The organism is Stenotrophomonas sp. 116085_Sma, assembly GCF_056479585.1.
The window spans coordinates 4,545,003-4,558,314 of sequence record NZ_CM151057.1; the positions used below are offsets into that span (position 1 = coordinate 4,545,003).

Annotated in this window: 12 protein-coding genes and 1 tRNA gene; 6 read left to right on the forward strand and 7 right to left on the reverse strand. The window is 66.1% G+C overall.

Features of this window, described 5'->3' with window-relative positions; translation table 11 throughout:
* Window positions 1–167: 167 nt before the first annotated feature.
* Window positions 168–773, reverse strand: a complete 606-nt coding sequence (locus ACZK0Z_RS21045) for a hypothetical protein (protein WP_238378653.1) — start codon at window positions 771–773, stop codon at window positions 168–170.
* On the opposite strand from ACZK0Z_RS21045, the gene ACZK0Z_RS21050 reads away from it, so the two are divergent.
* From ACZK0Z_RS21050 to ACZK0Z_RS21060, 3 genes are read left to right on the forward strand one after another with little or no spacing between them, the layout of a single operon-like run.
* Window positions 742–1,569 (forward strand): AraC family transcriptional regulator, encoded by an 828-nt coding sequence (locus ACZK0Z_RS21050; protein WP_049431936.1) that lies wholly within the window; start codon window positions 742–744, stop codon window positions 1,567–1,569. The two genes, ACZK0Z_RS21045 and ACZK0Z_RS21050, sit on opposite strands and share 32 nt — an antisense overlap.
* 13 nt (window positions 1,570–1,582) lie before the next feature.
* Window positions 1,583–2,662, forward strand: coding sequence for an alpha/beta hydrolase family protein (locus ACZK0Z_RS21055; protein WP_197632382.1), 1,080 nt, complete (start codon window positions 1,583–1,585; stop codon window positions 2,660–2,662).
* Window positions 2,663–2,716: 54 nt separating this feature from the next.
* Window positions 2,717–3,388 (forward strand): VOC family protein, encoded by a 672-nt coding sequence (locus ACZK0Z_RS21060; RefSeq protein ID WP_049431932.1) that lies wholly within the window; start codon window positions 2,717–2,719, stop codon window positions 3,386–3,388.
* 1 nt (window position 3,389) lies between these two features.
* On the opposite strand, the gene ACZK0Z_RS21065 is transcribed toward ACZK0Z_RS21060, so the two are convergent.
* The 3 genes from ACZK0Z_RS21065 to ACZK0Z_RS21075 all read right to left on the reverse strand — a co-directional run bounded on the left by ACZK0Z_RS21065 (window position 3,390) and on the right by ACZK0Z_RS21075 (window position 7,214).
* A complete protein-coding gene (locus ACZK0Z_RS21065; protein ID WP_197632398.1) occupies window positions 3,390–4,790 on the reverse strand; it encodes a TPM domain-containing protein in 1,401 nt (466 codons plus the stop codon).
* A 2-nt stretch (window positions 4,791–4,792) separates the two neighbouring features.
* Window positions 4,793–6,628 (reverse strand): M3 family metallopeptidase, encoded by a 1,836-nt coding sequence (locus ACZK0Z_RS21070; RefSeq protein WP_197632381.1) that lies wholly within the window; start codon window positions 6,626–6,628, stop codon window positions 4,793–4,795.
* 73 nt (window positions 6,629–6,701) lie between these two features.
* Window positions 6,702–7,214 carry a hypothetical protein gene (locus tag ACZK0Z_RS21075; RefSeq protein WP_111108649.1) on the reverse strand — a complete coding sequence of 171 codons (513 nt, stop codon included), beginning with the start codon at window positions 7,212–7,214 and terminating at the stop codon, window positions 6,702–6,704.
* A gap of 81 nt (window positions 7,215–7,295) precedes the next feature.
* Between ACZK0Z_RS21075 and ACZK0Z_RS21080 the strand changes: the two genes are divergently transcribed.
* A complete protein-coding gene (locus ACZK0Z_RS21080) occupies window positions 7,296–7,922 on the forward strand; it encodes a YiiX/YebB-like N1pC/P60 family cysteine hydrolase (protein ID WP_111108650.1) in 627 nt (208 codons plus the stop codon).
* 54 nt (window positions 7,923–7,976) lie between these two features.
* On the opposite strand, the gene ACZK0Z_RS21085 is transcribed toward ACZK0Z_RS21080, so the two are convergent.
* The 3 genes from ACZK0Z_RS21085 to ubiA form a co-directional block, all read right to left on the reverse strand.
* The gene (locus tag ACZK0Z_RS21085) at window positions 7,977–8,135 is read right to left on the reverse strand and encodes a hypothetical protein (RefSeq protein WP_014038817.1); all 159 of its coding nucleotides are present in this window, start codon (window positions 8,133–8,135) and stop codon (window positions 7,977–7,979) included.
* A 274-nt stretch (window positions 8,136–8,409) separates the two neighbouring features.
* The gene (locus ACZK0Z_RS21090; protein WP_197632380.1) at window positions 8,410–9,834 is read right to left on the reverse strand and encodes a TIGR00366 family protein; all 1,425 of its coding nucleotides are present in this window, start codon (window positions 9,832–9,834) and stop codon (window positions 8,410–8,412) included.
* A 176-nt stretch (window positions 9,835–10,010) separates the two neighbouring features.
* A complete protein-coding gene (gene ubiA, locus ACZK0Z_RS21095) occupies window positions 10,011–10,904 on the reverse strand; it encodes a 4-hydroxybenzoate octaprenyltransferase (protein WP_197632379.1) in 894 nt (297 codons plus the stop codon).
* A 149-nt stretch (window positions 10,905–11,053) separates the two neighbouring features.
* Here ubiA and ACZK0Z_RS21100 point away from each other — a divergent pair.
* Both ACZK0Z_RS21100 and ACZK0Z_RS21105 read left to right on the forward strand, forming a co-directional pair.
* Window positions 11,054–11,130, forward strand: a tRNA-Arg gene (locus ACZK0Z_RS21100).
* A 450-nt stretch (window positions 11,131–11,580) separates the two neighbouring features.
* The gene (locus tag ACZK0Z_RS21105) at window positions 11,581–13,290 is read left to right on the forward strand and encodes a DUF4434 domain-containing protein (protein WP_049404399.1); all 1,710 of its coding nucleotides are present in this window, start codon (window positions 11,581–11,583) and stop codon (window positions 13,288–13,290) included.
* The last annotated feature ends 22 nt before the right edge of the window (window positions 13,291–13,312 follow it).

The following is a 13,312-nucleotide window of genomic DNA, read 5'->3' on the forward strand; positions in this document are numbered from 1 at the left end:
AGGAGCCATGACGTCAGTGCGACAGCTTGATGCGGGGTCGCGCATCAATGCGAAAGGCATCCACGCATGGCGTGGATCTACTGGCAGGTCCCGCATGTGCCGACCCAGGCCGGAGTAGTAGATCCACGCCATGCGTGGATGAGCATTGGCGCCTCGCGGCGTGGGGGCTAGTCCGTGGTCTTGCCGCCGAAGCCAAGACGAGCCGGCCGTGCCGTCCGCAGTGGAAAGAACAGCATGCCAATGGACACCATCTGGAACGGTGTGAACAGGAACCAGATGTTGTCGGTGCCGACCGCCAGGAGGTTGAAGTCCAGATCGCCGATCCACTCCAACCGCAGCAACACCGTAACCACTCCTCCGACGGTCGGAACCGGCAGAACGCCGTGACCGGCCAGCATCAACGTCGGTGTCAGCAGCCCGGCCAGGAGCGCGAAGCCGGCGCGGTATACCCAGGCATTGCCCTTCCAGTACGGCGCGCAGCGCCACATCAGCAGTAGCAATGCGAGGGTCAACAGCCAGGGCAACAGCCACTGTGTAACCACCAAGTCCATCATCGGATCGGTTCCACCGGCCTGGCATCCCACGTCGTTGATCGCATCTCCCTGCCCCCCCAATACGTCCATGAAGCACGCATTGTTGCCGGTACGCGGGCAGACGCAAAGCCCCGGCAGCGCAAGAACTGCTAAACGCCGCGCCTGCCGATCCGCTACTGTGCCTGGCATCGGATTCGGGAACGGCAGGATGAGCGCGGCAGGCAAGGCGTTGTGGTACATCGAAACCCATGCGGACCAGCCATTGGCGCTGGCCGATATCGCCGCCGCAGCGGGGCTGTCGCCGTTCCATCTGTCACGCCTGTTCCAGGCCCGCACTGGCACCTCGGTGGTGCGCTATCTGCGGGGACGGCGCCTGACCGCTGCTGCGCAGCGGCTGGCCAACGGCGCCGGTGACATCCTGCAGGTCGCGCTGGGGGCCGGTTATTCCACCCATGCCGCGTTCACCCGTGCCTTCAGCGAGCAGTTCGGGCAGACACCCGAGCGGGTACGCGAACAGGGCACCGATGGCCTGGCGCTGGTACAGGCGATCCGCGTGGACGATGCGCCGGCGCCCTGCGGTGAAGCGCCACGACTGCTCGACACGCCCGCATTCCAGGTAGTGGGCATCGGCATGCGGCATACCCGCGATAGTGGCGGCGCGATACCCGGGCAGTGGGCGCAGCTCAATCGGGAATGGCCGACGCCGGCGCCGATCAGCTTCGGCGTGTGCTGCAACAGTGATGACGATGGCGGCTTCGATTACATTGCCGCACTGCCCGCCAACGCGCTGCCGACCGTGCCGGCGCACTGGCAACGGATGGACGTGCCGGCGCGCCGCTATCTTGTGGCCTGGCACGGCGGGCACATCTCGGCCATCCGCTCGACCTGGTTCTGGCTGCTGGACCATTACCTGCCAGGATCCGGCCTGAGCCTGGCCGAGGCACCGGACCTGGAACGCTACGACAGCCGCTTTGATGAGCACACCGGCAACGGCGGCGTGGAGATCTGGCTGCCAGTCGACGAGCACCCCAACTGACAAGGAATTGAAGATGCGCATGATGGCCGCTGTGCTGGGAATGATCCTCATGGTCTCCACTGCCATCGCCGAGGGCAGCGAGACGCAGGCGGCCGGCGAGCGCCACGGCGCCACCACCGTGGCCAGCGCAGCTGTACGCGATGCGCAGCACCACGATGGGCTGCGCTACACGGTCTGGTACCCAGCGGTGGCCGGCAGCCGGGAAACCGCCCTGACCATCGGCCCGCCCGACGCGCCGCTGTTCGAGGTCGGACGCGCAGCGATGGATGCTCGCGTCGCGGGGGCTCGCCTGCCGACGCTGCTGCTGTCGCACGGTAACGGCGGCAGCGCACGCATGATGGGCTGGTTGGGCACGGCGCTGGCGCGGGACGGCTATCTGGTGATCGCGGTGGATCATCCCGGCAACAACGGTGCCGACGAGATGACGCTGGCCGGCAGCATGCTGAGCTGGCTGCGCGCGGATGACCTGCGCGCTGCGCTGGCCGCCGTGCAGGCCGATCCGATCCTGGGCCCGCATGTCGATCCTGAACGGCTGGGCGTGGTCGGCTTCTCGGCCGGTGGCTACACCGCGCTGCTGGCCGCCGGTGCACGGCCCAGCCTGCAGCGACTGCTGGCCTTTTGCACCGCACACCCGGATGACGGCGTCTGCCAACCGCAACAGGAGGCGGCCACGCACACGATGCAGGCACGCCGGGCCGCTGCGGCTTCACCCGCGCTTGCCCCCTGGATCGCCGAGGCCGACGCACAGCGCACGATTCCCGGCGTGCGTGCCGTGTTCCTGCTGGCACCCGCCATCGTGCAGGCGTTCGCGCCCGCGCAGCTGTCCGCGTTGCGGCAGCCGGTGTCGATCATATTGGGGACCGCAGACGCTGTCGCGCCACCGGAGACCAATGGTGAGGCCGCACAGGCACAGATTCCGCGCGCAACGCTGCAACGCCTGCCGGACGTGGGTCACTACGACTTCCTGGCGGCCTGTACCGCTGTCGGCGGGCAGAGGCTGCCCGGGCTGTGCAACACGTCGGTCCCCAGGGCGAAAACCCACCAGGAAGCGGTGGATGAAGCGGTGCGGTTCTTCGCAGACGCGTTGCGCTAGTGGCCGCCAGGCACGGCCCGGAGCTACAGTGGTCGCGTCCACGGAGGAACGTTCATGCGCCTTTTGCACCTCACCCTGCCGGTCTCCGACGTCGGTGCCGTGGCCAGCTACTTCCACGATGTGCTGCAGCAGCGCGTGGTCGGCAATCATGTGCACATCGGCTGGAGCACGATCGAACTGCAGCCGGCGGGTGATCATCCGGTCGGGGGCGTGCACCTGGCCTTCAACGTACCGGACAACCGCTTCAGCGAGGCGATGACCTGGTTGCGTGAGCGGACGCCGCTGCAACGTAATCCGGCGGGACTGGACTACTTCGCGCTGGAGAGCAGCTGGCAGTCCCAGTCCGTGTACTTCACTGGCCCTGATGGCCTGATCCTGGAACTGATCGGCCGCCGCCGTTTGCCGGCCAGTCTGCATCAGGGCGCCTTCCACGGCAGCGAACTGACCTGCCTGAGCGAGGTCGGCCTGCCCAGTCACGATGTCGATGCCGTGCGCGAACAGTCCAGCCTGCGGTTCGGCCTGCAACCGATCAGCCCGCCTTCGGCGCAGTTCGCGCCGATGGGCGACGACGAAGGCCTGCTGATCGTGGTGGCGGCCGATCGCCGCTGGTTCCCGGAGCAGAAGGACCTCCCCAATGCGCAGGGACTGCAGGTGCGGGTCGGCGAGGTAGCCGGCCCGGGTGTCGTGGAGGACGCTGCACTCGGCTGGCGCGTACAGGCAGCCTGAACTACCAGCTGCCCGATGCACCGCCTCCCCCGCTGCGGCCACCGCCCCCGGACCAGCTGCTGGAACTGCTCGAAGATGAACTCGACGACGAGGTGCTGGATGCGCTGCGGTGGCCACCGGATGAACTGCGGCCGCCGCGTGCCTTCTCACCTGGCAGCATGGTGAAGACCCAAGCGAAGTACAGCACGAGCGTGCCGGCACCCCATCCGATCGTGGCTGCAAGGCGTGCAACCGGATCGGCCCGATCAATGGCCAGCAGTGCGACGATCGCGTAGCCCGCGGTCAGCAGCAAGAGCACTGCGAACCGCACCCCGAAGCTGCTGCGGTCCTTGTGCCAGCGCGCACGGCAGGCCTGTACGAGGAAGAACACCAGCATCGCGGCAATGCCCACGGCCAGGTCCAGCAGCGTGTGCAGGGCGAGGCTGGGCGGCAACTGTCCACGCAGCAGCATCACCACGCAGAAACCCGCACTGACCCCGAGCATGCCCAGCAACACGACGCGCAGGCCTCGGCTGCGGCGCCAGCACCAGCCGAGCAGGCTCGCCACCGGTACGCACAACGCCAAGACGATGCAGATCGCTGCCAGTGCCTGGCGTGGCGCCCACATGGCCGCCGCCAGCAGGCCCGCGGCCACCAAAGCCGTCACCAGCAGCGGGCGGGCCCAGGCCGGCAATGGCTTCGGGCGCGCCTGCGACGTGGTGACCTCGCGCGGCGCCCCACGCCGGCGCTCGCGACGCCTGCATGCGAAGTCGTCCAGCGTCCTGGGCGCCGGCCGCAAGGGCGGTGAGCGCCACAGACCCGCAAGGAAGCCGGCCAGCAGCGTCAGTGCAACCACCGAGTCCGCGCTGCGCCAATCGGCCGGCAGCACGTTGCGCATCGATGGCTCTTCCCATGCCGGCAGGTCCTCGCCATCGATCAGCGCGACCACGATCTTCGTTCCATCCAGCAGGCCCTGGTCAAGGTCGCCATCGCGGAAACGCGGCACGATCGCCTTGTCGATGATGCGGGCGGCATAGGCATCGGGAATCGCGCCCTCCAGGCCGTAACCGGTCTGGATGCGTACACGGCGATCCTGCACGGCCACAAGCAGCAGAACGCCATCGTCAACGTCTTTGCGGCCCAGCTGCCACTGGTCGAACACCTGCTGTGCGTATGCCTCGATGCCCTCGTCGCCAACATGGTCGACCACCAGCACCTGCAGCTGCGAGCCGGTGCGCGCCTGCAACTGAAGTGCCTGCGTGCGAAGTGTGTCGCGGGTATCCGCCGACAGTGCGTTGGCGGTGTCCACCACTGGATCATCCAGTGCCGGTACTGCGGCTGCGGCCATCTCCATCCCCGGCAACAGGCACAGCAGTACCAGCAGCCATGCCGTGGCCCAGGTGCGCGTCGCCCTGCGCGGCATCCTCATGTGCCCTGCCCTGCCTCGATCTGCACATGCAGCGCCTGCAACTGCGCAACCGCTTGGTTGAACACCTGCAGATCGGCCTCCACCATGGCCGGCCAGTCCGGTGCGTGCCCCAGCAGCTGCGCCACCTGCTCGTTCGGCGCGCGATCAAAGCCTTCGCCAAGCACAGCGAGATAGCGCTGGCGGAAACTCTCCGGGTCGCGCTGGTCCTGCACGTAGAGCTGCACCGCCAGCAGTCCCGCATACAGGTAGTTCACCAGATAGTTCGGGTCGTCATACATCAGGCGCTTGCCGATCCAGCTGTTGCGCAGCTGCGGGTAGCGCTCCGGTTGCTGGCCGAAGCGCGCCAGCACCTGGTCGGTCAGTACATCGAGGTCATCGGCGGTACCCAGCGTGTTGTCGGCCACGCCCCGATAGATCGACTGCTCCAGCTGCGCCTCCTCCGATGAAGTGAACAGCTGCAGCACCAGGTCGTCCAGCAGCGACTTCAGGTAGTAGGCCTTTGCACGCGGGTCCTGTGCCTGCTGGTACAGCTGGTCGCGGAAACGCAGCTCGTTGTAGATGGCGAGCGCCTCGGTCAGCCATGGGCTGCCATTGCGCTGCAACGGCGAGGCATGGCCACGCTGCATCCACTCGCCGTGCAGGGCATGGCCGGCTTCATGGGCGATCTCGACATCGCTTTCCAGATCCCCGCTGCGCACACCAACGAACAGCATCGCCGGCGCGCCGGGTGCGTTCAACGGGAATGCATCCTGGCTGCGCTCACCACGTTCGGTGGCCAGGTCCATGCGGTGGTTGGCCGGGTCCAGCAGCGCGCGCAACTCGGCGACGTAGGCCGGCCCCAGATGCTGCATGGCGTCGGCAGCGGTGTCGCGCAGCTGCCCCAGTGACAGCACCGGCGGCGCGTAGCCGGCGTCAGGCACCGTGGTATCCCAGATCTGCGGCGCGTCGATGCCTGATCGCGCGGCGTGGCGCAGCAGCATGTCCTGGTAGGCGCGTCGGTCGCCTGCATGGTGTTCGATCGCCAGCAACGTTGCGTCTACTGTCGATGCATCCAGGCCCATGTGCTGATAGCCACGTGCCGGCGCTGGACCGTCGCCCTGCAGGCGCGAGGCCGCGTCGTTCACCTGCACCAGGCCCAGCAGCACCGAGGCCATCGGTTCGCGGCGCGATTGCAGCCCCTGCCAGTACCCCTTCCATCCCGCCTCGCGCAGCATGCGGTCTGGATGCCGGGCCAGCGCCTGCCTGTCACGCCCCGTATCCCAACGCCGCCCATCGTGCACGACCTGCGGGTACTCGGCCGTGCGCAGGATCTGCCCGCGCAGGCGCGCGAAACTGTCCAGCGCCGGATCAGCCAACGCATCCACCGCCTCATCCAGCGTGGCATTGGCTGGGGCGGCGGCCTCCTTCAATGCGCGCGTGCGTAGGAAGGCATACGGTGCGGACCAGGCCGCGTCCGCAGGTGCCTCGCGCAGCGCGGCGCGACCGGTGCGGGCAATGCGGCTGCACAGCGCCATCACCTGGTCCAGCGCCTGCGCCGGACGATGATCGCGCGCGTTGCGGGCGGCCTGCAGGTGCAGGTAGCTGTGATGGCGCAGGCACTGCGCCTCCATGGCCTCGGCCTGCTGGAAACGTTCCGCGGGTGCGGTGCCCGCAGCATGCTGCAGGGCCTCCAGCTGCCTGCCCAACGCATCACGCGCGGTCTGTTCGGCTGCGGCGCTGGCGAAGTAGGCGCGATCGTCGGCGTGCAGCGGCTGCGCATGCAGACTGGTGAAAGGCACCATCGCCAGCAGTGTGGCAATGGCGGTGGTGGTACGCATCCTGCGAATCTGCATCGGCCTCTCCCTGCCTGGTTCAGACCTCGAGCCTAGCAGCCGCTCCCCTATCCTGCCTGTGCCGAGTGAGGCATCAGATCGACTCATCCTCACGCTTGACCAAGGTCCAGCACGGCGCCTGCGCGAAGGTGTAGGTCTGCTGGTCACTGCTGTCCGGGGTGCGGATCTGCACCTGGCGCTGCCCATCGGCCAGTGTGTTGACCTGCAGCTCGCGGCCCTGCCCGGCCAGTGCGGCGGGATCCGGCATCACCGGCCACTCGACGTCGGCCAGCGCCAGCCGGCTTTCCACCTTGCGTGGTTCCGGCTCGGCCTCGGCATCGATATAGCTGTCCAGCAGCGGGTCGGCGGTGGCCTTTTCCTGCAGCGTGATCTCGTTGCCGAAATGCTTCAGGAAGGCATCGAAGTCCGGGTAGGGGCATTCGCTGCGCGCTGGTGCCGGGGCAGGCGTGACCACTGCGGCCGTGTTGGCCGGCGCCGGCACAGCAGGTGCGGCGGCGGTGGGTGTGGTCTGGGGCGCAGGTGCGCACGCAACCAGCGTCACGCTGCAGGCGAGCATCAGCACGGCAGGGGAACGGTATTGACGCATGGGCTCATCCTGAATCCGGTCCGGTCGCTCCATGCTACCGCGCACCCTACAATTCCGGCATTCCGCCTGTCCGAGATGCCCATGCACCGCCTCCTTCTCCTGTTCGGCCTGCTGCTGCCTGCGCTGTGGCCCGCGCATGCCATGGCCGTCGATGTCCGCGAAGGCGACCTGCTGTTCGTCACTGCCGGCCATAGCGGCCTGAGCGCGGCCATCGACGATGCCACCGGCAAGCAGGGGTCGACCAGCTTCGACCATGTGGCCCTGGTGGCCTCGGCGCCGAAGGGCTGGGAGGTGCTGCACGCGGACGAGAAGGGATCGCGCCGGCAGTCGCTGGCCGAGTTCCAGCAGGAAGCCCAAGCCAAGCAGCGGCAGATCGTGGTCTATCGCCTGCGCGCGCCGCAGCGGGACGCGATCAAGGACGCGGTCGCCAGCGCGCGCACGATGCTGGGCAAGCCCTACAACACGTCGTATGTGTTGAACGAGGACAGCTACTACTGCTCGGACTTCATCGAACGCGCCTTCCGCGCTCATCACGTGTTCGCGCTGCAGCCGATGAACTTCCGTAATCCGCAGACTGGAGAGATCGCCCAGCACTGGGTCGACCTGTACCGTGGGATGGGCATGGACGTGCCGCAGGACCAGCCTGGCACCAATCCCAACGATATGTCGGCGGCACCGGTACTGCAGCGCATCGGCGTGCTGGAATAGGCGAAGCCCCGCACAAGGCGGGGCTTCGCCGGTCACACCGCGTGTGCGGCGAGGTCATTCTTCTTCGTCGTGGCCGCCCTGCTGCTGGTTGCGCTCTTTGCGCTGCTGATCCTGCTGCTGTTGCTGCTGCTGGTCACGGCGTCCCTGCTGCTGATCCTGCTGGTTCTGCTGGCCCGGCTGCTTCTGGTTCGGGTTCTGGTTCTGCTGTGCCATGTCCGTTCTCCGAAAGCCACTCGCGGAATGCGGTGGACGCGGCCATCGTCTGCAGCGATTGGTTAATCACGCGTGGGTGGGCGGCTACATTCGTGTGTACGGCTGTGAATGAACGCGCCCGGCCCCTTGCGGCACAAGCCTCTGAAGGATTCATGTGGGTTCGGCATGTGCTCATGCCGTGGTCAGTGAGACGCGCATTCATGGCATCCGCTGGCGGAAACACGCGCTGAACGAGGCTGGCTCGCCTGCCCGCGCAGGAAAGCCAGCCCTGCATTCAGGGCATCACCGGTGGCACATAGGCCAGCGTCATGCCCAGCAGCCACAGCAGGCCCAGCACCAGCGGAATGTGCACCAGCAGCTGGATGAACGTGAAGCCGACGATGTCACGTGCCTTCAGGCCGAGCACGCCCAGCAGCGGCAGCATCCAGAACGGATTGATCAGGTTCGGCAGCGCTTCGGCGGCGTTGTAGACCTGCACCGCCCAGCCCAGGTGCGCCTTCAGTTCGTTGGCGGCCTGCATCACGTACGGTGCCTCGATGATCCACTTGCCGCCACCGGACGGCACGAAGAAGCCCAGTACCGCCGAATAGACACCCATCACCAGCGCGAAGGTATCGGTGCTGGCCACGTGCACGAACAGGCTCGACAGCCGGTGCGCCAGCGTCTGCCCATCACCGCCAGCAGCATGGGTGAGGATCATCGCGATGCCCCCGTACAGCGGGAACTGGATCAGCACGCCGGTGGTGCTGGGCACCGCCTTGGCCACCGCGTTGAGGAAGCTGCGCGGGCGCCAGTGCAACAACAGGCCCAGCGAAATGAACAGGAAGTTGTAGGTGTTGAGGTTGGCGATGGCGGTGACCACCGGCTTGTTGGCGAACTCGTTGAACAGCCAACCGAACGCCAGCAGCGAAAGCAGCACGGTCAGCAGCGGGCTGTATTCCAGCCACTCGCCCGGGCGCGTGCGGCGCTGCAGCGGCTCCGGCTCGGCCTGCGCGGCGCCCGGGAAATCCTCGGCAGTACGCGCACTGGCGGCGGCCGGCGCGGTCAGCCAGGCGATCAGCAGCGAGACCAGGGTCAGCACCGCGGTCAGTGCGATCGACTGCCACAGGAAAATGGTTTCGGTGAACGGCAGTACGCCGGTGATCTCGACCAGCCCCGGCGGCATGCTGGCGGGGTTGGCCTGCAGCTGCGCGGCCGACGAACTCAGGCCCATCGCCCACACCGCGCCCAGCCCCAGATAGGCCGAAGCACCGGCCGCGCGGTAGTCCATGCGCAGCTCGGTGCGGCGTGCCAGCGCGCGCACCAGCAGGCCGCCGAACACCAGCGAGAAACCCCAGCTGAGCAGCGAGGCGAGCATGCTGACCAGGCCCACGTACACCACCGCACCGCGGCCGGTGCGCGGCACCCGGGCCAGGAAGTCGATGAAGCGCGCGACCACCGGTGCGGTCGCCACGGCGTAGCCACCGATGACCACGAAGGCCATCTGCATGGTGAAGGGGATCAGGCTCCAGAAGCCGTCACCGAAGGCACTGGCGGTGGCCTGCGGAGTCGAACCGAAGCCCATCGCGGCAAGTGCGACGATGACCACGCCGAGCACCGCGAACACGTACGCATCGGGGAACCACTTTTCCGCCCAGGCGGCCGAGCGCAGCGCTGCGCGCGCCATCCAGCCGTCCTGTACTGCTGCCGTCGAGGCCATCGCCTACCCTCCCAGGTTCGATGGCCCGATTCTGGGCGGTAGGGTGCGGGCTGTCTGCCACCTATTGGTCGTAGGTGGCGGAAGGCCCGGCGCTGTGCGCCGCCGCCCGAGCATGGGCTCGGGCGCTACAGAAGCACTGTCAGCTGTAGAGCCGAGCCTACGCTCGGCTGCGCTTCTCAACGCAGCGCCAGGTCCACGGCGATGCCGGCAAACAGCGCGGCGCCCACCCAGTTGTTGTGCAGGAACGCCTTGAAGCACGGACCGCGCTCGCGGGTGCGGCAGATCCAGAACTCGTAGACCACCAGCACCGTGGCCACGGCCACGCCAGCCAGGTAGTAACCGCCCAGCCCGCCGCGCACGCCAACCAGCGCCATGGTGGCCAGGAACAGCGCGTACAGCACGCCCTGGATCACCAGATCGAGGTCGCCGAACAGGATCGCGGTGGAGTGCGAGCCCATCTTCAGGTCGTCCTCGCGGTCGACCATGGCGTACCAGGTGTCGTAGGCGGTGGACCACAGGATGTTGCCGGCATACAGCAGCCAGCCCAGCATCGGCACTTCGCCCTGCACGGCGGCAAACGCCATCGGGATGCCCCAGCCGAACGACATGCCCAGGTAGACCTGCGGCAGGTGGGTGTAGCGCTTCAGGTACGGGTAGCTGGCGGCGAGGAACACGCCGATGAAGCTCAGGCCGATGGTCAGCCCGTTCAGGGTCAGCACCAGGCCGAACGCCACCAGCATCAGTACCGCGAACAGGGCCAGCGCGGCGCGGCCACTGATCGCGCCGGTGGCCAGCGGACGCGCCTTGGTGCGTTCCACATGCGGGTCGAGCCAGCGGTCGGCATAGTCGTTGATGACGCAACCGGCCGAGCGGGTCAGCCACACGCCAGCGGTGAACACGAACAGCGTCCACAGCGGCGGCAGGCCACCGGCGGCCAGCCACAACGCCCACCAGGTGGGCCACAGCAGCAGCAACGTGCCGATCGGGCGATCAGCGCGCATCAGACTCCAGTAATGCCGCCAACGCGGCGTCGCCGGCGACTGCGGCGAAATGAGGGGGGTATCAGCCATGGCGATAGGATACTCCTGCCCCTCCGGCAGGGCTTTGCCCGTGGGGGGAGATTTGTTCGGCGAAACTGGATAGAATGCCCGTCCCGCACCGCCTCATGGCGCTGCGATGCCCGCCCCGGCACTGGCCGGTGGCGCGGCGGTTCTACAACGCGCCCGTAGCTCAGCCGGATAGAGTAGTGGCTTCCGAAGCCATTGGTCGGGGGTTCGAATCCCTCCGGGCGCGCCATTTTTCCTGTCTGGATCAACGCCGCTCACCGTGCCCAGGTGCAACGACGCCCCATCCTGCAGGCAGGCAACCGGATCTTCGACGTCGGCGGTCGGCCCCATAAGCGGGTACGCAAGCCATGCCGGATATGACATCGATCTATGCTCATGCGGTTGCCAGCCAGATCCGGATTGACCACGGGAACATGGTCTCGGATTGGTCCATGCTCTGCTCGATTTAGACGGGACGGCACGCACGGGTCCGACCAGCCTGTGTGGATGCTCATCATCCGAGCGCAGACCAGGCGCTGAAGCCAGAGTACCCGTCGAGCAACCAGGCACGTCGTTGCTGGTCTCCAGCCAGGCCCACAGCGCCATTGACACCTGAGTGCCTGAAACGCAATCTCCGTGACACCCACGCCTCCAGCGCGTGGGTGAGGCTAATCATGGACCGAACGCCAAGGAGAAATTCGTGGACCCGCGATTCTGGCTGATCCTGCTGTTGGCACCCGCAGCCGCTCTGTTTTCGACCCCGTCTCTGGCGTCTGATGCCGTCGGCTACTGCGGAACTCCGTATGACAAGGCTGTCACCACAGAGTACCCAATACGCGGAACATGGATGTACGCCCGGTCGGCCTGTGGGTGGCAGACCTCGCTGCAGGACTTTCATCGGATGGGTGGCACGACAGTACTCAATTTCGGGCCGCATCTTAAGCGTCACACCGATCCTAGTACCGTCGCGATCGGTTGCACGACTGCGGAGGGCACCTCCTGCGTGCAGCAGGCCAGGCAGGAGATCGGGACTGGGCGCATCCGCAACTGGCTGAGCTACGAGTTCAACGAACACTACGGCTCTGCCATCGCGTGCCCCGGAGGATTTGATCGGAAGATCGAAACTGTCGTTGACGGCGTACCCAGAGTGTTCTGGCGCATTGTTCTGCCCCATGACGGGCAGGCAGCCTGTGATTACTCCAGTGGTTCATTCGACGTACTTTTCGTTCAGTACGACGCGAACGCAATCGAGAGCACCACCGCAATGCTCACTGTTGCCGATCACCTCGGCATGGAAGTCTACCTCGGAGCTCCCGCATTCCCCGTCGTCACCGGCCAAGAGTGGCAGATCGATGCAGCCATGCTCTCGTCACACCGCGACTGGGCGCGGCGCGTCTATGCCGACTGGGCAACAAGACATGCTGGACACAGTAGTTTTCGCGGCGCATATCAATCCTATGAGGTGCTGCTGGGAAGCACCTACACTGCGTCCGACACGGAGTACGGCCAGGATGCCGGCCTGTTCCGAAACCTCAACCCAGGCAGAAAATATGCCATCTCACCCTACCTTTTTCTTCTGAAGGACGGTCGCGGCAATACCCAGACCGTCGAGCAGACCGTCAGCGGTTTCAGGCGCTTGGCCACGGCCGGAGTGGACATCATTGCGCCTCAGGATGGGCGCGGTACCGGAAATGCGGCCTACTACTGGCCGGGCCAGGCAACGCAGCTGGTGGGCGCCGTCGACCCCAGGCTTGGTCTTTACCCGCGCGTTGACGCTTCTAGGAGTTTCTCCAGTCAATACGGCGGATCGATACGGGATGTATTCAATGCCCTGGGAGAGGCCAAGAGTGAATTCAACCAAGGGAATCGACGGGTCGAACTGTGGGCCAATATTGAGGCGTTCGAGGAAGACACCGAAAGTCCAGACTACGCAGGTTGCAGCTACATCTCGCTATCGCGAACAACGAAGGAACGGATGGATCGAGCCCTGACATTCGTAGCAGGGCGCGTCGACAAAGTTATTTCCTTCATGTACGACCCGTTGTTCACCTGCACCGATCGCTTCGGTCTTCCGCTCCATCAAGCTATCGCGGCCGATCATGATCGCCCTGTCATAACCGATGCATTTTTCTGGGATGCACCGTCAACCGGCATGGTTGTGAACGGCCACGGCATCGGTGCGGGCACCGAACTTCAGATCACCTGGTACGACTCCAACTGGCAATTGCAGACCCAGCGTCTTTCGCCAGGCTGGATCTATCCAGGTGGCGCCGGCGCAGGGCTTGACTCCATATGGATTCCATTCCAGCGCTCAGATCTTGCTCCCGGCTTCTTCATTTACATCGGTGCGGTTAAAAGTACCCAGTCCGGAACAAAATCCACTACCGAGAACTTCAGCCTCGGATATTGACTGGTTTCGTCGCAGCCGAGCG